The following is a 20,955-nucleotide window of genomic DNA, read 5'->3' on the forward strand; positions in this document are numbered from 1 at the left end:
GTTGTTCCGATTACTCGTCGAAATCCTGCTTGGCCGGGCCCTTGAGCAGGCGTTTGAGTGCATCGAAATGCAATTCGACATCTGTTTTGCCTCGATACTTCCGGACCGTCCCGAACTGTGTCTGAGTCTTTGCAAGTATGTCCGGAGAAATCTCGCGGATCTCACGACCCGTCCACATCGCGTAAAGCTGGACTTGCGCGGCACGTTCCAAATAATAGAGTCGATCATAAGCATCAGCAATGCTGCTTCCCAACACCAGAACTCCATGGTGCCCCATGAAAAGGATGTTCTTTTCGCCCAGAACACGCGCCAGGCGATAGCCTTCGTCCGGACTACGCGCAAATCCCTGATAGTCGTCGTCATATGCAATCTGCGGAATAAGGCTTACTTCTGTCTGGCCTATCGGCTTTAGGCGCTGATCCGCCAAGCGCGTCAGCGCGGTGGTGTACGGCATATGAGTATGAAATACTGCCGCAGCATCCGGCCGCGCCTGATGCACCGGCGCATGAATATTGAATGCGGAACGTTCGCAATCCCCATCACCCTTGGCAATCTTTCCGTCGAATGTAACTTCCAGCAAGGAACTCGCCGTTGCTTCTGACCAGTGCATGCCAAATGGCAGCGTCAAAAAACGGCCGGGAATATCGCTCGAGACCGCCGTAAAATGATTGTAAATGCTTTCCGTAAATCCATGGACAGCAGCAATACGATGGGCTGCGGCGAGATCGACACGAAGTTGCCACAGCGACTCTTTTGCTTCGTCACCCGCTGAAGTCGTGCTTTCCAACATAATAGTCTCCTCTTCTTCCTATTTCGGCCGCTTCTGGTTTCAACTTGCGACGTGTAGCTGAGTACATACTTTCCGATCCTGCATTCCGGCAGGTCCGCAAGCTGAGCCCGGCCCGGGCAAGCTGCACGGAATATCCACGCTGACCAATCTAGCTCGCGCCAGCTGTATTCACCTCATTCGCTGCAGGCGCGTCCAGCACCGTTAATCACCATCAGTTCCATTTACAATGCGTCGGCCGCGTGACACCGGGCATATGTAAATGCTATAAGCACTAGAGTTCCGTTGGTATCTAAGACTAGCCCAGCACTCAACGTCCTGCAAGAGGGAATTTTCACGTGTCCAAACTACTTCACAAAAAGCGCCCGCCGATTGAGCCGTCTGCCAAAGGTGTCCCATTGTTTGACGTGGGCTTGACCGCTGCGATTGCAGCGGCACGCCTCGGCACTTCACTGCGGTTTGTGCAGTCCGAGGTGGCGGAGCAATCGTCTCGGACTGGAAAATTGCCAAGTGACGTCAATGACGAGCGATGAGCGTCCCTATTGCTGATGCCGCGCGTCACTCGGAGATGACAGATCTGGAGGAACCTGTCACTTAAAATGGTGTGCGCTCTGGCATGGCTGGTGATATGGTGCGATATTACGATCAGATGTCGATTCGTGGCATGGCGAGAAAGATTGCTCTACCGTGCCTCGCCTAGAACCATATTTGACGCCTTCTCTTTGACGGACGGCGCACTTTAACCCGGGCAGGGGAATATCTTAAACGGGGTCGCGTCGGTATGCGCCTTGCGTCTTGGCGGGCGGAAATGTGCAAAAACCCGTCCGGGCGCACCTTACGCCGAAAATGCGCTTGCTCCACCAAATCGTGGAATTCTTTCCGCGGCCGCGGCCCATTGGACCAGATCCTGGGTCACCGCGTGAAGTCCATCAAGATCGAGCGGGCACACGGTGTTCAAGCATGGACCAAGCTGCCCTGCCGGCAACAGTCCAACAGATCGATTTATCGGGCATCGGTTGTTGAGGTACACCACCCGTTGCAGATGATTTATTGCCGGTTGTGACCCGGCGCCATTCCGATTGTGTCGAACATGAGTGGACAAGAGGATCGATGAGAGATGACCATCTCTCATCGATCCTCGATCGGCAATGGTCTGTCGTTAGGCTCTAGTGATGGAGCATTTCGCCTGGGTATTTGCCACTCTGCCTTTTAAACAGTTGGACCAATATCTTTCAATGTACCACTCATTTTGGCGGCAGGATTACGGCACAAGCACCAAGCCGGATTGTTCGATCTTAAACCAAAGCTCTGTACCAACGGCTACATTCAGTGCACCGGCGGGCGAGGATACCAAAATTGGCTCTGCTATGTTTTCGATCACGATTTGATGATATACGCGATCACCAAGGTAGGTGGAGGAGCGGAGCTTGCCACGGACTGCATCATGATCACCCGGATGGTTTTCGTAAAGACTACAATGCTCCGGTCTTACAGCAACGGAACTGAACGGCCCGTTCGTTTTAAACATTTCGTGACCGACAACGATCTGACCGATGCCCGTAACGTCAAGGTGGACTCCGTTGGAACCAATGCTCTTTTGATTCGCGTGGAAAAAATTCATCTGGCCGATGAAGCCGCCAACCTGCTTCGACACCGGACTGCAATAGAGATTTTGTGGTGTATCTACCTGCGCGATGCGACCCTTGAACATGACAGCAATGCGGTCGGACAGTGCAAGCGCTTCGTCCTGATCGTGGGTTACAAGCACAAAGGTGATGCCCACGGACCGCTGCAGTTCCCGCAGCTCGATATGCATCTGCTCGCGAAGTTTCTTATCCAGGGCGGCCAGAGGTTCATCGAGCAAAAGCACCTTGGGACGTTTGACGAGTGCCCTGGCGAGCGCAACACGTTGTCTTTGGCCGCCTGAAAGCTTGTCCGTGCTGCGGTCGCCGTAGCCGACGAGATCAACAAGGCGTAACGCATCTTCCGCGCGTTGTTCCTTGTCGGTTTTCGAGCCAGGATCTTTGCGAAGCCCAAACAGCACGTTTTGTTTTACTGAAAGATGGGGAAAGACAGCGTAGTTCTGAAAAACCATGTTGGTCGGTCGGTTATTCGGCGCAACCGATGTGACATCTTGGCCATCGATCACTATACGGCCGGAGCTGGGCGTTTCAAATCCTGCAAGCATGCGTAAAAGAGTGGTTTTGCCACATCCAGATGGGCCAAGCAGGGAAAAGAACTCTCCTTGTCGAATGTCAAGGCTGACATTGTCGACACCAACGAGCTGTCCGAAGCATTTGCTAACGCCTTGAATGCTAATAAATTGCGTGGCATTCATTGAGAATTTCCTTCAATAGGACGATTGCGAAATTTCTCGGCGATGATGATAAGAATCACCGAGAAAAAGATGATGCAGACCCCTAGTGCCAGCATTTCAGGCAATTTTTTGGGGAAGCGGAGTTGACTATAAAGGTAGACCGGGAGCGTTGCGTCCGATCCTGAGAGAAAGAACGCCAGAAGAAAATCGTCGAACGAGATCAGGAAACACAAGAGAGCGCTGGAGATTATACCCGGCAAGATCAGAGGGACTGTAACGCGCAGGAAGGTTGCAACAGCAGATTCACCAAGGTCGCGACTGGCCTCTTCGTACGACCTGTCCAACCCTGAAAACCGTGAAACCAGAACTGCAAATGCAAACGGAGCGCCGAGCAATACGTGTCCTATGACAACATTGAACAGCGAGGGGGGTAAACCGATCATCAGCAAGAACGAGAGGAGTGAGACTCCTACAATGATGCCAGGCATAACGATTGGGAACATGATCAGGGCCGAAATCGGCCGACGACCAAGATACCGGAATCTAACGACGGACATAGCTGCGAATACAGCCAGCACCGTTGCAATCAGCGAGGATGCGCCGGCAACCCTTGCACTGTTGTACAGAGCGTCCTGGAGTGCCGTGTTGTCGAGGATCTTGCGGTACCAATCAAGGGTCATCCCCTTCAGCGGAAAAGCAATAAAGATTGAATCGTTGAATGAGAATATTACCAGAAGGATAAGCGGCAGATAGAGAACGCCAATCATGAGCACGACATATGTCGTCAGAATACCGCGGGAATAGTTGGTGGTCATCTGCCCGGCCTCTTGAAAAAATATGTGAGAATTAGAAAGTACACTGCAACGACCAAGGCGACGCTTATCATTGATATGATCGACATTGCGGCGCCCAGAGGCCAATTGTTTGATTTTCCAAAGTACTCTACGATCAGGTTGGAAATCATGTAGCCATTTGGTCCACCGATCAGTTGGGGAGTGATGAAGTCGCCGACTGAAGGGATAAAGATAACCAGAGCTGCGGCCGAAACACCTGGAAGCGACAGCGGTAATGTCACCCGCAAAAATCGAGCGATCGCCCCGCTTCCCAAATCCGCTGCCGCTTCCAGAAAAGATCGATCAATTTTTTCCAGCGACAGGTAGATTGGAAGAAGAGCGAAGGGCAGCCAGGCATGCACCAGCGCAACCACGACCGCGAACGGGTTGTAGACGAGGGCCTGAATAGGGGCGTCGATGATGCCAAGCGACATGAGCCCAGAGTTAATAAGGCCATTGTACCCGAGCACCACCTTCCAGGAGAAAATTCGCAGCAGGTAGCTGATCCACGTGGGAATAGTCAGCGCGATGATCCAAAGCATCTTGTGCTGATGAACTTTGAATGCGACGAAATAGGCAAGTGGATAGGCAAGGATAATCGTTAGTAATGTCGTTGCGCCTGCTATCCAAAGCGAACGCGACAACAGGGCCTGGAAAATCGGGGCTTGCAAGGCGGACGAATAGCTGTCGAGGGTCCAGGTGTGTGTAATTGTGAACCCATTTTGCGTCCAAAAGCTCAACCCGATCATATAGATGAGCGGCAGCAGAACTAGTCCGCCGACAATGACGAGCATTGGTAAGATCAACAGGATACCGCGAAGGGCCTCGCTTGGCTTGCGGGCCAAAGTCATGTGTCGGACCTCGCTTGGTTCCGATAGGCTAGGCGCACTCGATTGCAATTTATTCCTCCCGAGAATCATCAATGATTGATGGCCCTGAACCCTCCCAACAGCGGAAAGCCGATTCCGGCCAGGCAGTTTTTGATACTTATGGTTTTTCAATTCTATTGGTATTCATACATTGCCATTGCCGGGTTGACAAGTCGGATGCCGCTCATATGTGTCTTTGTTTTCAGATTGGCCTTCCGGCGTCTGCAAGGTGCGCTGGGCTGCGCAAATGACTGGACACGACAAAAGGATAGCACTGCCGAAGGAGGCGATCCAATCATTTGCGGGAACCGCAGCCTGGTCGTTAGAAGCCAGCCTTAATTTTCGTCCACTCATCGTTGAAGCGAGCGGCGATCTCATTGGTGAATGGTTTGGCCAGATGACCGCTAGAGAGAATTTTTTCCGGCTGTCTGCTCATCCCAATCGAGGCCAAGTTCTCATCGGAAATCTTTTCGAAGGATTTCGGATTCGCATGTCCGTAGCCAAAATTCTCCAGAATGTACTCGCCGATGTCCGGCTCCAGCATGCCATTGATGACGTCGTACCCCTTGTCCTCTTGCGCAGGATTTGCAGACAACACCAGCCCACAGCTCCAGATGAGGGTGCCTTCTTTCGGGGCGGCATAGCGCACTGCGATACCGTCTTTGGCAAGCATCTTGGGCACGTCGGCCCACGTAATGGCCGCAGCAACCTCACCTGATGCAAGCGCTTGCGCCAAAGTGGAGGTGTCTGCCGAGATCAGGCGCACATTTGACCGAAGCTCTCTGAGCAAGCGCGTCAATTCTTTAAACGCGGCCTCATCGAGTTCGGTAATGCCGGCCCGGATCATGGTGACACGCCACAGGTCCATATGATTTTCAACAAGAGCAATCTTGCCCGCGTACTTCTTGTCCCACAAGATGTCCCAGGTTTCGTTATCCGGATCGATGTCGACAAGATCCGTGCGATATGTGAACGATGTCGAACCCCAGTCAAATGGGATAAAGTAATCCGGAACCTTTGCGCTGTCCGCAGCGATTTTTTTTAGCGGCTCCATGATGGCGGACCAGTTGCTGAGCCGGTTTGTATCAATCTGCTTGATCACCCCGGCATCAACCATGCGTGGCACTTCCTCAAGGCACCGGTATGAGACGTCAAAGGGAAAGCCCGCGGTCATCTTCTGAAAAGCTTCTTCGCCGTCTCCGGTCGCCATAAATACGGGATTACTTCCATATTTCTGGCGATAATGCGTGTGAAGCTCCGGCGTGCAATAAGCTCCAAATCCCAAAAACACAGCCTCGTTGGCAGCAAATGCTCGAGAGTGTGGCCAGGACGCCAAGGGAGCCGCGAGGCCGGCGGCGGCCAACCCCTTCATTACCTGGCGCCGCGTGAACGCGGGTGAGGTAATATTCTGGCCAGTGACTGTATCAGATCCAAGTATATTGCGATTGGTAGCCATTTGTTCCTCCTCCATAGCCAAACCGCGCTCCTCCTCCATGGTTCAGAATACGCAGGGTGACGTGTCGCTCCAATCATAACCGAAATTCTTGCCAATTATCAATACCAGAGGTTTTCAAATCCTGTTGGATGTTGTATTTCTGCCTGCGGTTGTCACAGCGGGCCGGCGGCGGCTCGCGCTTTTAAGGTGTCAAAGGTTTTAAGGGAGGAGCAATAATGAGTATAAATTCCGTATATGAGAACGATTATCTGCGACGCATGGATGGAAGCCATGTCCTCCATCCCTGGGGTGATCTGGGTGAGATTGAGAACAGAAAGCCGCTTGTGATCGCAGAGTCGCAAGGTGTCTACATCTACGACAATGACGGGCATAAGATGCTCGACGGTATCGGTGGGATGTGGTGCGTTAACATCGGTTACGGGCGCGAGGAAATGGTCCAGGCTATCGCCGAGCAGGTGCGCCGTCTTCCCTATTGCTCCAACTTCGGTCCGACCGCGACCCCACAGTCGATCGAGTTCGCTGCCCAGCTTGCCAAGCATACCCCTGGCGATCTTAACCGCATCCTGTTCACAACCGGTGGGTCGACCGCAGTTGATTCCGCGCTGCGCTTCGTGCAATTCTATTTCAACTCGACTGGCCGTCCTGGCAAGAAGCACATCATTACCCGCGACTATGCCTACCATGGGTCGACTTATCTGACCGCCTCCGTCTCTGGAAAGCCGGGCGATCGAGGAAATCTCGATTTCATTACGGACACTGTTCACCATCTTCCGGTGCCTGATCCGTACCGTAGACCCGACGGGATGACCGAGCAGGAATTCTGTGATCAGAAAGTCGCGGATCTCGAATCCAAAATCTTGGAATTAGGACCAGAGAATGTAGCATGCTTCATTGCCGAACCGCTGATGGCGTCCGGCGGGGTGATCGTGCCCCCTCAGGGCTACCAGCGCCGCACGTGGGAAGTTTGCAAAAAATACGGCGTTCTCTACATCAGTGACGAGGTCGTTACCGGATTCGGCCGTCTGGGTGAAATCTTCGCAACTGAAAAACTGTATGGTGTTACACCTGACATCATCACGTCGGCCAAGGGCTTGACCTCGGGATATATGCCCTTGGGGGCAGTGTTTATCTCGGAAAAGCTTTATTCAGAGGTTTCGGGCGTCCAGGGCCGCGGTAAGCAGTTTGCGAACGGTTTTACCTATTCGGCGCACCCTGTGGCCTGTGCTGCTGGCCTCAAAAACCTCGAAATCATTGAACGTGAAGGTATTTTGGAGCATGTACGCGACTTGGGTGATTATTTGATCACACGGCTGTCGAAGCTGGAGGATCTTCCAATCGTCGGCATTGTTCGCGGCAGCCATCAGGTCGCGTGCGTAGAATTCGTGACTGATAAAAAGACAAAAATTCCCATGCCATGGGCGACCGAGATTGGCAATCGCGTTGGCATCCACACACGGGCCCGCGGCGTGATGGTGAGGCCGATGGGCCATCTGGTTGTGCTCTCGCCACCACTCATTATCACGCGTGAGCAGATTGATATCATCGCCGAGACGCTGGAACTCTCAATCAAGGCGGCAATGGACGATATGATCAGAGAAGGGGTCTGGCTCGAAGCAGCTTGAACAGAACGAGCGGAGATGCCGCCCGCAGCGATATGCTGCGGGTGGGCAATGCACTGCTGGCGGGAGGATTAAATGCACCAACGATGATAGACAAGATTGCACTGCTAAAACAGGCGATTGAGCACGCTCGTCTGGCGAAGTTGATGGTATGTGGCGACGAAATCCTCGCTCTGTGCCGAATGCCCGCCGGCTCTAAATTCGCCCCCAGACTTCAACATGTCGACCTGCTGTTTGAGATTCAGGATCCTCGCCCAGTTCATTCTGGGGATGTTTTCCTTGATGAGCGCATGCAGTTCCTGACAGCAACTGGATGGGAATCAGCGCGCCGATATCGCACTTGAAACGCCTTTCCGCCGTGCACGCCGCAGCGTTCCTGTTTATTCGGTGTGACATGACAATCTTTGAAACCGGCAGAGCGGCTTATTCTGGACAACGTCCATCACATGGACCGAACTCTATTATCAAAGCCGTTGTCAGCAGGTTGGTTCATCAAAAGGACTTGGCAGCCCGACGTGGCTGGAATGACCCCATTGCCTTGGGCGATATGCCTCGGCACCAGCTTTTCTGGAGAAATCACATGAACAATCTACACAAATTCTACATCAATGGCGATTGGGTCACCCCCGTGGGCAGCGCAAGACTGGATGTCATAAATCCTGCGACGGAGGAGGCGTTCGCGTGGGTGCCGCTAGGCAATGCAGAGGACATCGACCGTGCAGTGTGTGCCGCGCGGAATGCGTTCGAAACCTTCAGTGAGGTCTCGATATCCGAACGCTTGGGTTTGCTTCGTGCGATACTTGAGGAATATGCCCGTCGTGAGGATGATTTGGTTGATGCCATGACACGGGAAATGGGATCGACGGCGGTTTTCTCGCGAGAGGCCCAGTTTTGGACCGGAAGAGCGCAGCTGGAAGCGACAATTGCATCACTCGAGACATTTTCCTTCGAAATCCAACAAAGCACAACTGAGGTGAGGCGCGAGCCTATCGGGGTGGTCGGGCTAATTACACCGTGGAACTGGCCCACCAACCAGGTGCTTTGCAAGGTTGCTCCCGCAATCGCTGCGGGCTGCACGATCATTTTAAAGCCAAGTGAGGTTGCGCCGTTGAGCGCGACAATTCTCGCTGAAGTGATGGACGCGGCCGGTGTCCCACCAGGCGTCTTCAATATGGTGCATGGTGATGGCGCCGGCGCCGGAGAATGTCTGACCCGCCATCCGGACGTCGATATGATTTCGTTTACAGGTTCAACGAAGGCCGGTGTGGCGATCACAAAGGCTGCGGCGGATACCGTCAAGAGGGTTGCTCTCGAACTTGGCGGAAAATCACCCAATATCATTTTTGACGATGTCGACCTCGAAAAGGCGGTTACGGAAAGTGTCAACCGGTGCTTTGCCAATTGCGGCCAGTCCTGCGGCGCACTTAGCCGAATGCTGGTTCCGCAGGAAAAGCTTGAAGAAGCTGTCACATACGCCAAAAGGGCAGCCGAAGTATTCCGCGTTGGCGATCCGGGTTTAAATTCATCTGCGCTTGGACCTGTGGCAAACCGGAGACAGTTTGAGTCGATCCAGGATATTCTTCGCAGTGCAGTTGCGGAGGGAGCGCGCTTGGTCACGGGTGGACCTGACCGTCCGGAAGGCCTCGATCGTGGATATTACATCCGTCCAACTGTCTTCGCCGGAGTTACTCCCGACATGCGCATTGCCAAAGAGGAAATCTTCGGCCCTGTGGTCTCGATTATGACTTTCAAGGATGAGGCAGAGGCGATCGAAATTGCCAATGACACCGTTTACGGATTGGTAGCTCACATCCAGACTCACGATATCGAGCGGGCCCGGAGGACCGCGCATAAAATCAGGGCCGGGCAGGTAAGCCTGAATTATCCCGACTGGGATGTCTACGCACCTTTTGGTGGGTTTAAACAGTCGGGAAACGGTCGTGAACACGGCGTCTGGGCAATCGGAGAGTTCTTGGAAACCAAGGCCCTGATCGGGTTTGCTGCAGGAGCCAAAATGCCTGAAACGCAACACCGGTCGACTTCGGACAAATGACATGGGAACGAAAAAACGAGTGTTCAATACCGCTCGGGGAGAACACTTCACCTTTTCACGCAGGGATTTATGTCTTGGAATGGGGCTTGCCATACTGGGAGCCGCCTCCTCGCAGGCGTACGCGACGGCACCTGCGTTCCTGGTTGATGATGCGCGTAATGCGTCGAAGCTGCTTTCTGCTTTTTCCCGTTCGGGAAATACGGCGGTACAGATTGTTGCTATTCCACGTGGTGAACGAGGATTGGAACGGGTGCTTGCCGGCACGCATTTCAGCATTGCCTTGATCGACGGTGGCAGTGTGCCGGCTTGGCGGATGGCGTCGCTCATCAAACCACTCGATATGCACCGAGCAAACCTGTGGGCGAAATCCGCCAGTTTTCCACAGCAGCCCGAGTTCGGACAGAGCCTCGGACAGAGCTATAGTTTGCCGATTGAACGAGGCACGACAACTTTTGTCTACCGGAAAGACGCTTTGATCTTCGGCGACAAAGCGGAAAGTTGGAGTGTGCTGTGGGACACCCGCTACAGGGGAAAAATCGTTATCAGCGATAGCATCGATGAAATATGGCGAATTGCGATGGCCTATGCGGGCGTGACAGCTGCTGATGGTGATAAGGGAATAGAGGCCGCCTCCAACGCCTTGCAGGCCCTGATAAATAATTCGCGCAGGATTGATATGCGGCGCCACGAGCTGGACGAGGCTATCATCGCCGGTGACATCGCGGTCGCGATGCGAAGAAACAGGGTGTCTCTGCCAGAAATTCCATCTGGCATTCTAACCGCAAATCCGCTCGAGGGCAGGCCCTTTTGGTCGGATCGACTCGTGATCGCCAACGCAGCCTTCTCACCTGATCAGGAAAATGAACTTTACGGTGCAATGGAAAGCCTTATCTCGCGATCAACAGAAGATAATACTGTTTCCGGACCCACCAACGACAACGATGCTTTCATGAATGGGCCTGTTGAATTTCAAATGGCACGGCGCCTGGTCCAGGAATGGATCAGAGTGACGTCAATTGCCAATCCCGATACACGCTGCAGCTGCTCAGGTCCGAAGGGCATTCGGCGCTGAGGTTAAGTTCGCAGCAGATTTGTCAGCACTTCCGCTGCCCACCGCGCTGCTTGGCCAGGATCCCTGCCCTCACGCCAAATCATTCTGACATTTAACGGCAAGAGCTCGAGCGACGAGCAGGCAACTTCCACCAACTGGCGATCAAGGCCCTGGAATTCAGCAATGTTGGTTGGGAGGATTGCCCACCCGACGCCGTCTCCAACCATAGCCGCGATACTGTAATGGCTGTTGGAACGGATCACTCTTGGGCTATAAAGTGCTTCGGTAACGTCATCGGCATGAAGCAAGAGCTGACGGTGGTCGGCAAGTGCAGATCGGCTCACAGGGCCGCTTTTTGCCAGCGGATGGGTTGGCGCAACGTAGATCGCCTGTCGAATTGATCCGATTTGCTTCTGTGCGAAAGCTGTCGGCATGCTACCCCTGTCGAAATGGAATCCGACCCGCGCGCGCCCGCCACGGACATGGTTTGCAACCTCACTCGCTGAGCCGTCGAGCATAGTCAGTTCGATGGCAGGATACTCTACAGCGAACGCCCGGGCCATATGGGCAACAGCGTTGAACGGAAGGGCTTCATCCGTTGCAACTGTCAATTTCGCCTCTCGATGCGCGCTGAGGCTGTCTGCCCGTTGCTGAAGGCGATGCGCTTGACGCAGTATCTCTTGTGCTTCGAGGAGAATGACGGCCCCGGCGTCGGTCAGTGTTGTTCTTCGGCCGGTGCGTTCGAACAAACGAACGCCGAGGTCGGTTTCGAGCATCGCAACCGACGTGCTGATTGCCGATTGTGCCTTTTTCATCCGCCGTGCTGCGGCAGAAAAAGACCCATGTTCGGCGGTCGCTAAAAACTGCCTGAGTTGTTCAAATGTCCAGTTCAAAAAAGCTATCCATCTATTTTACAGATGGATATCGACTAACATATATCAGAAAAATCGTCTATTAAATTAATAATTCACGGGAACAGCCGACTTCAGCTCTTAGGAAAAGGGCGCAATTGGCTAAATCAACGGGAGACTGAAGATGATTATTGGTCCGCATATCAAAAAGTCAGATCTAAATCGGCGCAATCTCATGAAGGCTGCCGCCACAGCCGGAATAGCGTTTGCTTTTCCGATGGCCCGAATTGGCTCGGTCCGGGCTGATGATCAAGCCATCTATCTTGGCTACGGCAACTTTAGTTCTCCTGAACTGCACGGTCATTACAAGAAAAAGCATGGTTCTTTGCCCGTTTTGGTTCCCGTTGCAGATGATGAGGAAACCCTCCAGAAACTGCTGGCAGGGTTCATCTGCGATGTGTCTGAGTGCTGCAGTTCCTCGGTTCCACGCTGGCGCGCTGCAGGTGTTCTGCAGCCAATTGATGTAGGCAGGCTCAAGAACTGGCCGAACGTGATCGGGACACTCCAAGATATCGACGCGGGCGAGGGCGGAAAATTCATGATTCCCTTTGACTGGGGCACCACGTCGGTGTCGTTTCGAACGGATTTGGTGGAGATAGCCGAAGGCAGCGAAAGCTACGCAATGTTGTGGGAGGACAAGTATAAGGGGAAAGTCGCGCTGCTCGACAATATCTCGGATGTCTGGCCGGCCGGCATGCTTCAGGCGGGGGTCAAGCTAGACGATTTTTCCGATGATGGTTTCAAGGCTGTCGCAGGTTCGCTCCGCAAGCTGCGCGAGAACGTCCGTGTGATTTCTGCAAGTCCCGTCGACATGGCGCAGTTGATGGCATCTGGTGAGGTTGTGATCACATTAAGCTGGGCCGACGTCTCCTCGCAGGTTGCGTCGCAGGGAATTCCCGTCAGGTATGTTTCCTCCCCAAAGGAAGGAGCGCTTGTCTGGTATTGCGGAATGGTACTCGCGGCTCGATCACAGCAACTCGACAAGGCCTATGACATCATCGACGGTCTCTTGGAACCGGATGTCGGAGAGAAGTTGCTGCTTGACATGGGTTACGGTCACTCCAATCGGCTGTCATTCAACGGTGTAAGTGATGAGCAACTTTCGGCCATTGGACTGACGCGCGAGCCTGAAGATGTGCTTAAGAAGGGCAATCTCATTGCTCCCATGCCGCAAGACTACGCGGCGCGCGTGAATACCGAATGGAACAACATCAAAAACGGCTTCTAGCGCCAGTTTCAATAAAACGTGACTTCCATCGGTACTGCGGGTCATCAATCTGCGGCAGCCACGAAAGCAACTTTGCTGTCGATTTCGTCAATCCACATAGGTGAGAAATGCAGAACTATCTGAATTTTTATATCGACGGTCGCTGGCTTCCTCCTGTCAAGCCCCGCACGCTTGACGTCACCGATCCGTCAAATGAAAGAATTTTTGCGCAAATTTCAGCGGGCTCTGGGCCCGACGTCGATCGTGCGGTGGCCGCAGCAAAGAGTGCCTTTCCGGCCTTTTCTCGGACCAGTGTTCAAGAGCGGCTTGTTATACTCCAACGGTTGCTTGACGCTTACAATGAGCGCTACGAAGACATTGCGCAAGCTGTTTCCACGGAGATGGGATCGCCGCTGACAGCTGCTCGCGACGCGCAAGCATTGGTTGGGCAAAAGCACATAGAGGGCACTATTGAGGCTCTTCGTCAATATGATTTCGAGCGCAAGCTCTCGACTACCCGCGTCGTGAAGGAACCGATCGGGGTCTGTGGCCTCATTACGCCTTGGAATTGGCCGCTCAACCAAATCGTCTGCAAGGTCGCACCGGCATTGGCGGTCGGTTGCACCGTTGTGCTGAAACCAAGCGAGTTATCGCCGATCAGCGCAATCATATTTGCCGAAGTCGTTGACAAGGCCGGGTTGCCAAACGGAGTGTTTAACCTCATTAACGGCACGGGACCCGATGTTGGACAAGTCTTGGCAGCACACCCGGACGTGGATATGGTTTCCTTCACGGGATCAACCCGCGCCGGAATTCAGGTTGCCGTCGCGGCGGCGCCCACCGTCAAACGCGTTACCCAAGAGTTAGGCGGCAAATCCCCCAACATCATTCTTCGCGATGCAGACTTTGAAAGCGCTGTGCGCAACGGTGTTGAAGCATGCTTTGGAAATTCCGGACAGTCTTGCGATGCACCAACCCGCATGCTCGTCCCGTTTGAGCGCCAGGACGAGGCATTTGCTATTGCACGTGCTGCGGCTGAGGCCCAGGTGGTGGGCGATCCTCGCAACCCGAACACCATTCTTGGTCCCGTTGTATGCAGGGCTCAATTCGACAAGATCCAGGGATTGATCCAGCGCGGAATGGACGAAGGCGCAACGCTAGTTGCTGGCGGAACTGGGCGGCCGGAGGGGCTGACCGAGGGTTATTATGTCAAGCCGACAGTGTTTGGTTGCGTAACCAGCGACATGACGATTGCGCAGGAGGAAATTTTTGGGCCCGTCCTGTCGATCATCGCCTATAGGGACGAAGAGGAAGCCCTGCGTATCGCCAACGACACACCCTATGGCCTTGCGGCACACTTGCAATGCTCCGACATCGGTCGGGGGCACAAGTTTGCGGCTGGCCTACGTGCCGGGACGGTCTACTTCAATTATCCCGACTGGGACATAGAGGCTCCGTTCGGAGGCTACAAAAGGTCGGGCAACGGCCGGGAGGGCGGTGCTTATGGACTTGAGGACTATCTCGAAATCAAAGCCTTGGTAGGTTCCTAGCGCAGCCGAACCGCCAGCGCGCCGCGCAATACGAAACAATCGAAAAACACTTGCTGAATATATATCAGCTTTACATCAAGAGGTTAAACATGACCGTGCCAAAAATTGACAACATCAACCTAGCGGCGATCGACGTAGCGCACCAGCTGCATCCATGGCAGCATCTGGGAGGCCAAAAGGAGGAGGACGTCCTGGTCATCAATCGGGGCTCTGGCCGTCATATCTACGACAACAAGGGTCGGAAGTATCTGGACGCTGTTGGTGGTGCCTGGTGTACCAATATTGGTTTGGGCCGGGAGGAAATGGCTCGTGCAATCTACGACCAGGCGCTGGCGCTCAACTATTCGAGTTGCTTTACCGACATGACCAACGAGCCGGCTACGCGCCTTGCAGCCAAGCTTGCGGAGCTGGCTCCGGGCGACTTGAACCGTGTTCAGTTCACGACCGGTGGATCTACAGCCAACGATTCGGCGGCCCGCATGGCCCAGTTTTACCACGCTTGCCAAGGTCGTTTTTCAAAACGGCAGTTCATCACCAAGGTCGGCTCCTATCATGGTTCGACCTTCCTGACCGCTTCGCTGGGCGGCAAACAACTCGATAAAATGCGCGAATTTGTCTATGCTGAAGGGCTGGTTCATTATATTTCAGAGGCAAATGCATATCGGGCCGATTTCCAGGGCAGCGAGGAAGAATATCTGAAATTCCTCGTTGCAGAGCTCGAAGCTAAAATTCATGAGGCCGGGGCTGACAATATTGCAGCCTTTTACGCGGAACCCATCACCGGTTCAGGCGGTGTCGTTGTTCCGCCAAAGGGGTACCACAAAGCACTTTATGAAGTTTGCAAGAAATACGATATCCTCTATATCGCCGACGAAGTTGTGACTGCGTTCGGCCGTATCGGGCACTGGTTCGCATCCTATGATGAATTCGGCATCGTCCCGGACATCATCTGCTGCGCGAAGGGGCTGACCTCAGCCTATTTACCTTTGGGCGCCATGATCTTCTCCGACCGTATCTTCGCCGTGCTCGAGGAGAAGGGGCACGACAAATATTTTGCAAACGGCTACACCTATAGCGGTCATCCGGTCGCATGCGCCGCGGCATTGAAGAACATCGAGATCATCGAGCGGGAGGATCTTCTGAGCCATGTGAAAGATGTCGGCGTCTATTTCGAAACGCGCATGCACGAACTCGCGGATCTTCCGACCGTAGGACAAGTCCGCGGCCGCAAAATGATGATGTGCATCGAGAACGTAGCAAACAAGGATACGCGCGCGACATTCTGCGACGACCTCAATATTGGCAAGCGCATCTCGAACGAATGCGAGAGTCGTGGCCTGATTGTTCGTCCGATCGGACACCTCAATGTGCTGTCGCCGGCATTGAATATCACGCGGGAGGAGGTTGACTTCATCGTCGATACGCTACGTGCGGCGATACTTGCGGTTGCGGAGCGTCTTGACAAGGAAGGTGCACTTTAAGCCATGCGCGGAGGGGGACATGCGGTTCGCTGGCATGTCCCCTTTCAAATTGCTCCCGGTCGCACAACGGCACAATTGATTGCTCGATGGAGAGTGTCATGACCGATTTGCGATTTTTCGGGTTGAATCTTCTTGCGGTTACCTGGGCGAGTTTCGCCAAGCGGACCTCAATACCGGTAGATGATCCCTCGGATCTGAGCGCTTATATGCTGCGTGATATCAACTTGACGCCAAGCCAGCGCGCGGCAGTCACATACAAGATGCGCGAGAGGCAATCACCAGCCTATCATAGTCTGCCATAGGCGATTGGATCCAATACGTAAGCCGGGCCGGGTTAGGGGCCCGCGCTGCAAAAAGGTTCGGGTCCGAATAAGAAGCATTAGCCGACATCGCCTCCTACCTAACTGACAAATGTATGAGGCGATGTCTTTTACCATGCAAATCGTTGGCTCAGCTCTTTTCTCAGTTTTCGCAGGTTCGAAGTTCCGTGTGACGGCAGCACCTGCCGCAACACAGGGTTCATCATGACAGGGGCCTTCCCATCACCAGATCAGTTCGCCGCGCCGGAGGATATTGCTCGGCGCTTACAGCTTCCATCCCCCGCTTCCTGGTAAAGCCTGTGAACGCTTGTTTTCCAGGACATATCGTTGTTCGCAGAACCATCGGAAAAAGCCTGCCCGAGGATTTGGTCTTCAGTCGTCCTACTGTACCAAACGCTGCTGCTAAACGGCGCTTTCTTTCATGTGTACGTCCAAAATCCATCTGCGGGCACCTTGACCCCATTGCGGTTGATACCTACGCTTTTGATACTTTTTGCTGCAGAGCGCCCTTCCTGCAGTTCTTGACCACGACGTTTGGTTGGAACCGAGTTCATCGTTGCCGAGAGGGCAGAAAAACCGGAGGGGCCGCAAGAGGCGGAGAACGCACTTCGGACTGCCGAACTCGCTTGACAGAATAATGAACACGTTTAAGATACCGACAAAATTAAAATACCATTAGCTTTTTAAGCGTCATGGTACGCCTCGGTACGGAGAAATTCTTCTAACGAGCAGCAGCTTAAGGCTTGGCGGAGGTGCACGGCGGCGCTTCGTTCAGTTGTGGATAGCTTAGTGCTCCACCTTGACCAATCTGGACGGGGTTAATCAAGTCAGGAATGAACGCAATGAATTTCAAGGTGCTCGTCACTCAACGACTGATACTTGGCGTGCTTACGCTGTTTTGTGTGTCGGTCATCGTCTTTCTCGCCATTCAGCTACTTCCTGGTGATATAGCGACACAAGCGCTGGGTCAGAATGCAAATCCCGAAGCTGTCGCAGCCTTGCGCAGAGAGCTGCATTTGGATGGGTCACCGATAACCCGCTACTTTGGATGGATCATCGACGTCTTCAGAGGTGATCTGGGCATCTCACTTCTAAGCCGACGCCAAGTCTCGGAACTCGTTGGGCAGCGCTTGATAAACACTATGTCCCTTGCTGCTTTTGGCGCAGTTATTGCCGTGCCCGTAGCGCTTGTGTTGGGAATTTGCGCGGCAGTCTATCGCGACAGCTGGTTTGACAAAGCGGCAAACGCGGTCTCACTAACATTCACGGCTTCGCCCGAATTCTTCGTGGCATATATTCTTATTGCCATCCTCGCCGTGAATCTTGGCTTTTTTCCCGCTGTTTCCACCATAAGCCCATCTGCCAGTGGATTTGACCGATTGAACAGCATGTTCGTTCCCGCCTTGGTGCTTGCAATTGTCACCATCGGTCAGATCATGCGCTTGACCCGAGCTTCCTTAATAGGATTGATGTCGTCCCCATATGTAGAAATGGCGAAACTCAAAGGCGTGTCGGACAGTAAGATAATTCTGCGACACGTCCTTCCCAATGCTTTAGCTCCGATTATCAACGTTGTAATTGTTAATATCGCTTACCTGGTGACAGGTGTGATTGTAGTCGAAGTTGTATTTGCTTTCCCGGGCTTGGGACAATTGCTGGTAGATGCCGTGTCGCAGCGCGACATCCCGGTCGTTCAAGCATGCTGCCTCATCTTCGCGGTGACCTATATAGTTTTGTACATCATCGCAGATGTGCTGACGATCGTTTTCAATCCTCGGATCATGCACAAGGCGCGATAATATGAACGAATTCCTGCTTGCCCTTATTGCCTTCCTAGCGACCGCCACCCTGATCGGCATCTTGTTACGACAGGTCTTGGTTTTCGCTCTACCAGCGGGAGCCGGGAGAGTAGTTTTGGAAGCGCCATCGACCACAATGTTTGGCATCGTTATAGTTGTGTTCTTTTTAGTTCTTGCCCTATTTGCCCCTGTTCTCGCGCCATACAGTGAGTCAGGGGTTGTGGGTGATTCATACATGCCCTGGAGCTCCGAACATTGGCTTGGCACTGATAGCCTTGGGCGTGATGTACTATCTCGTATGTTGTACGCGGCCCGAAATACTATTGGGATCGCTGTAGTCGTTACGTTGATCTCCTTCCTCTTGGGTACATCTTTAGGATTGAGCGCGGCAATCAAGGGTGGACTCTACGACCTCTTGCTGTCTCGCGTCGTAGATATCGGAATGGCGATCCCCAAGTTAATTTTCATACTGCTTCTGCTGAGCATCGTAGGAGCCTCCACCTTCAACATGATCATCGTCGTTGCCGTTATCGATTCTACCAGATTCTTTCGGCTTTCACGCGCCGTCGGTATGGGTGTAGCCAGTCTTGACTTTGTTGAGGCGGCACAGGTGAGAGGTGAATCGATTGCGTGGATTGCCTTCAAGGAAGTTTTGCCGAATGTGACCACACCCCTGGCCGCAGAAGCAGGCTTGCGTTTTTGCTACGTGTTTCTGTCGATCGCCGCACTTTCGTTCCTCGGATTCGGGCTCCAGCCACCTACAGCAGACTGGGGGTCGATGGTCAAAGAGAATGCCACGCTCATCAATTTCGGCAATCCATTGCCGCTGTTGCCCGCATTGGCGATTGCGCTACTCACAGTGTCAGTGAATTTCGTTGCCGATTGGGTACTGGAAATTTCTAAATCAAAGGATCGCTAGACATGGCAACCTCTTTTCCACAGCCTTCGGTTATCGAGTTCCGGAACGTCGTGATCGAGGCGCGAGCGGCCGACGTATGGACTACAATCGTTGAGAATGCGTCGTTCACGTTGGAGCCAGGTAAGGTGTTGGGCCTCGTCGGGGAGTCGGGCGCTGGAAAATCGACAATCGGCCTCGCTGCAATGGGGTATCTGCGTCCTGGATGTAGAATTTCTTCCGGCTCAATAATGTTCAATGGCTTCGATCTTGCCAAAATTGGGGAACTAGCCTGCCGTAACCTGCGAACCGACCAGATTGCCTACGTCGCGCAATCTGCTGCTGCAGCGTTCAATCCTGCTCATCAACTGATGAGTCAGTGCGTGGAGGTTCCTCTCGATCGAAATCTGTTGTCGAGAGATCAGGCTGAAACCATTGTGCTTGATCTGTTTGAGCGAATGCGTCTTCCATCCCCGACAAGTTTCGGGTTGCGCTACCCACACCAGGCCTCTGGTGGCCAGTTGCAGCGTGCAATGACCGCGATGGCGTTAGCATCTGACCCGCAGCTTATTATATTTGACGAACCGACTACAGCCCTCGATGTTACGACCCAAGTCGAGGTCTTAGCTGCTATTCGGAAAGTGGTTAGAGAGAAGATGACGGCAGCGATTTACATTACTCATGACTTGCCAGTCGTCGCCCAAATGGCGGACCACATTGTTGTCCTCAAAGACGGAAAAATGGTGGAAGAAGCTGGGACGGCACAAATTCTCGCAAATCCAACAGCCGACTATACGAAGTCCTTATGGGCGGTCAGAAGCTTTCGCGCGCCTCGGAAGACCTCCCCGAAAGTCCTTGACGTGCCTGTGTTGGAGGTCGCTGATTTAACCGCGGGATTTGGTTCTTTCACGGCGTTGGACAGCATCTCCTGCGAGATCAGATCAGGTCAAACGGTGGCAGTCGTCGGTGAATCGGGATCGGGAAAGAGCACGCTTGCAAGATGTATCACGGGCCTCATCACCCCACGATCGGGTCGCGTTCTGTTTGAAGGAGAAACGGTACCCGACAGTTTCAGAAAACGCTCTGTTCAGTTACTTCGTCATGTGCAGATGATTTATCAAGCCTCAGACACCGCTTTGAACCCTCGACAGACAGTGTTTGACATAGTTGCGCGACCTGCAAGATTTTACCTTGGACTTAAGGGCACCGAACTCACTGCCAGAGTCAACGAAATCCTTACGCAGGTAGGACTTAAGTCGGACACTTTTGCCTCGCGCCTGCCTAGCCAGCTTTCTGGCGGGCAGAAACAGCGTGTAGGCATCGCGCGTGCGCTAGCGGCCAATCCAAAACTAATTATCTGCGATGAGGTTACCTCGGCCTTGGATCAAGTCGTTGCGCAGAGCATCCTGGAGTTGTTGGTGAAACTACAAGGCTCGACCGGTGTTGCCTATCTCTTTATTACGCACGATCTTGCCACCGTTGAGGCGATCGCTGACCAAGTGGTGGTTATGAAGCAGGGGCAAGTGGTGGAAAATCGTCCGACAGACGAACTGTTTTTGGACCCTCATCACCCTTACACTCACATGCTGCTGTCCGCTGTTCCGAAGATGGATCAGCATTGGCTCACAAATCTCCTGGACCTCAGACGGCCTGATTGTGAGGCCGCGATCGTTTCTAATTAGTCGCCTTTAGATGGACGCACGGTCTGCCCGACCAGACATTGGGAAATAGTGCTCTGCTTAACTTGATATCCAGGGACGCTTTAGCGGCTCTCCGACGAAAAAGGATTACCAACTTGCTCAATAGT

Annotated in this window: 18 protein-coding genes; 12 read left to right on the forward strand and 6 right to left on the reverse strand. The window is 53.4% G+C overall.

The genetic code is table 11. The features are described 5' to 3' along the window. Positions 1 to 10 precede the first annotated feature (10 nt). Positions 11 to 790 (reverse strand): class II aldolase/adducin family protein, encoded by a 780-nt coding sequence (locus tag AC6CHM_RS24410; RefSeq protein ID WP_498175812.1) that lies wholly within the window; start codon positions 788 to 790, stop codon positions 11 to 13. Between the two features lie 335 nt (positions 791 to 1,125). On the opposite strand from AC6CHM_RS24410, the gene AC6CHM_RS24415 reads away from it, so the two are divergent. Beyond that, on the forward strand, positions 1,126 to 1,320 hold the full coding sequence (locus tag AC6CHM_RS24415; RefSeq protein ID WP_498175814.1) for a hypothetical protein: 195 nt from the start codon (positions 1,126 to 1,128) through the stop codon (positions 1,318 to 1,320). A 728-nt stretch (positions 1,321 to 2,048) separates the two neighbouring features. On the opposite strand, the gene AC6CHM_RS24420 is transcribed toward AC6CHM_RS24415, so the two are convergent. From AC6CHM_RS24420 to AC6CHM_RS24435, 4 genes are all read right to left on the reverse strand, one after another. Further along, entirely contained in the window at positions 2,049 to 3,125 is a 1,077-nt protein-coding gene (locus tag AC6CHM_RS24420) for an ABC transporter ATP-binding protein (protein WP_498175816.1), read from the reverse strand. After that, positions 3,122 to 3,919, reverse strand: coding sequence for an ABC transporter permease (locus tag AC6CHM_RS24425; RefSeq protein WP_498175818.1), 798 nt, complete (start codon positions 3,917 to 3,919; stop codon positions 3,122 to 3,124). Before AC6CHM_RS24425 ends, AC6CHM_RS24420 begins: the two co-directional genes overlap by 4 nt. Next, complete coding sequence (locus tag AC6CHM_RS24430; protein WP_498175820.1) at positions 3,916 to 4,788, reverse strand: ABC transporter permease; 873 nt, start codon at positions 4,786 to 4,788, stop codon at positions 3,916 to 3,918. The genes AC6CHM_RS24425 and AC6CHM_RS24430 overlap by 4 nt, the downstream gene beginning before the upstream one ends. 340 nt (positions 4,789 to 5,128) lie before the next feature. After that, a complete protein-coding gene (locus AC6CHM_RS24435) occupies positions 5,129 to 6,301 on the reverse strand; it encodes an ABC transporter substrate-binding protein (RefSeq protein ID WP_498175822.1) in 1,173 nt (390 codons plus the stop codon). Positions 6,302 to 6,477: 176 nt separating this feature from the next. Here AC6CHM_RS24435 and AC6CHM_RS24440 point away from each other — a divergent pair, with 176 nt between their 5' ends. The 4 genes from AC6CHM_RS24440 to AC6CHM_RS24455 all read left to right on the forward strand — a co-directional run bounded on the left by AC6CHM_RS24440 (position 6,478) and on the right by AC6CHM_RS24455 (position 11,006). Beyond that, positions 6,478 to 7,884: an aminotransferase gene (locus tag AC6CHM_RS24440; RefSeq protein ID WP_498175824.1), complete on the forward strand. Its 1,407-nt coding sequence runs from the start codon at positions 6,478 to 6,480 to the stop codon at positions 7,882 to 7,884. Next, positions 7,881 to 8,225, forward strand: coding sequence for a hypothetical protein (locus tag AC6CHM_RS24445; protein ID WP_498175826.1), 345 nt, complete (start codon positions 7,881 to 7,883; stop codon positions 8,223 to 8,225). The genes AC6CHM_RS24440 and AC6CHM_RS24445 overlap by 4 nt, the downstream gene beginning before the upstream one ends. A 236-nt stretch (positions 8,226 to 8,461) precedes the next feature. Further along, on the forward strand, positions 8,462 to 9,934 hold the full coding sequence (locus tag AC6CHM_RS24450; protein ID WP_498175828.1) for an aldehyde dehydrogenase family protein: 1,473 nt from the start codon (positions 8,462 to 8,464) through the stop codon (positions 9,932 to 9,934). A gap of 1 nt (position 9,935) precedes the next feature. Continuing rightward, complete coding sequence (locus tag AC6CHM_RS24455; RefSeq protein ID WP_498175830.1) at positions 9,936 to 11,006, forward strand: extracellular solute-binding protein; 1,071 nt, start codon at positions 9,936 to 9,938, stop codon at positions 11,004 to 11,006. A gap of 2 nt (positions 11,007 to 11,008) precedes the next feature. On the opposite strand, the gene AC6CHM_RS24460 is transcribed toward AC6CHM_RS24455, so the two are convergent. After that, positions 11,009 to 11,878, reverse strand: coding sequence for a LysR family transcriptional regulator (locus AC6CHM_RS24460; protein ID WP_498175832.1), 870 nt, complete (start codon positions 11,876 to 11,878; stop codon positions 11,009 to 11,011). Positions 11,879 to 12,020: 142 nt separating this feature from the next. Here AC6CHM_RS24460 and AC6CHM_RS24465 point away from each other — a divergent pair, with 142 nt between their 5' ends. The 7 genes from AC6CHM_RS24465 to AC6CHM_RS24495 all read left to right on the forward strand — a co-directional run bounded on the left by AC6CHM_RS24465 (position 12,021) and on the right by AC6CHM_RS24495 (position 20,830). Further along, the gene (locus AC6CHM_RS24465; protein WP_498175833.1) at positions 12,021 to 13,124 is read left to right on the forward strand and encodes an ABC transporter substrate-binding protein; all 1,104 of its coding nucleotides are present in this window, start codon (positions 12,021 to 12,023) and stop codon (positions 13,122 to 13,124) included. 107 nt (positions 13,125 to 13,231) lie between these two features. Beyond that, a complete protein-coding gene (locus AC6CHM_RS24470; protein WP_498175835.1) occupies positions 13,232 to 14,653 on the forward strand; it encodes an aldehyde dehydrogenase family protein in 1,422 nt (473 codons plus the stop codon). Positions 14,654 to 14,742: 89 nt separating this feature from the next. Next, positions 14,743 to 16,134, forward strand: a complete 1,392-nt coding sequence (locus AC6CHM_RS24475) for an aminotransferase (RefSeq protein WP_498175837.1) — start codon at positions 14,743 to 14,745, stop codon at positions 16,132 to 16,134. A gap of 98 nt (positions 16,135 to 16,232) precedes the next feature. Beyond that, entirely contained in the window at positions 16,233 to 16,436 is a 204-nt protein-coding gene (locus tag AC6CHM_RS24480; RefSeq protein WP_498175839.1) for a hypothetical protein, read from the forward strand. An 860-nt stretch (positions 16,437 to 17,296) separates the two neighbouring features. Continuing rightward, positions 17,297 to 18,253 (forward strand): ABC transporter permease, encoded by a 957-nt coding sequence (locus tag AC6CHM_RS24485; RefSeq protein ID WP_498175841.1) that lies wholly within the window; start codon positions 17,297 to 17,299, stop codon positions 18,251 to 18,253. 1 nt (position 18,254) lies between these two features. After that, a complete protein-coding gene (locus AC6CHM_RS24490) occupies positions 18,255 to 19,172 on the forward strand; it encodes an ABC transporter permease (protein WP_498175843.1) in 918 nt (305 codons plus the stop codon). A gap of 2 nt (positions 19,173 to 19,174) precedes the next feature. After that, on the forward strand, positions 19,175 to 20,830 hold the full coding sequence (locus tag AC6CHM_RS24495; protein ID WP_498175845.1) for an ABC transporter ATP-binding protein: 1,656 nt from the start codon (positions 19,175 to 19,177) through the stop codon (positions 20,828 to 20,830). Positions 20,831 to 20,955: the final 125 nt, after the last annotated feature.

It is taken from the genome of Phyllobacterium sp. GQ127, assembly GCF_059758635.1.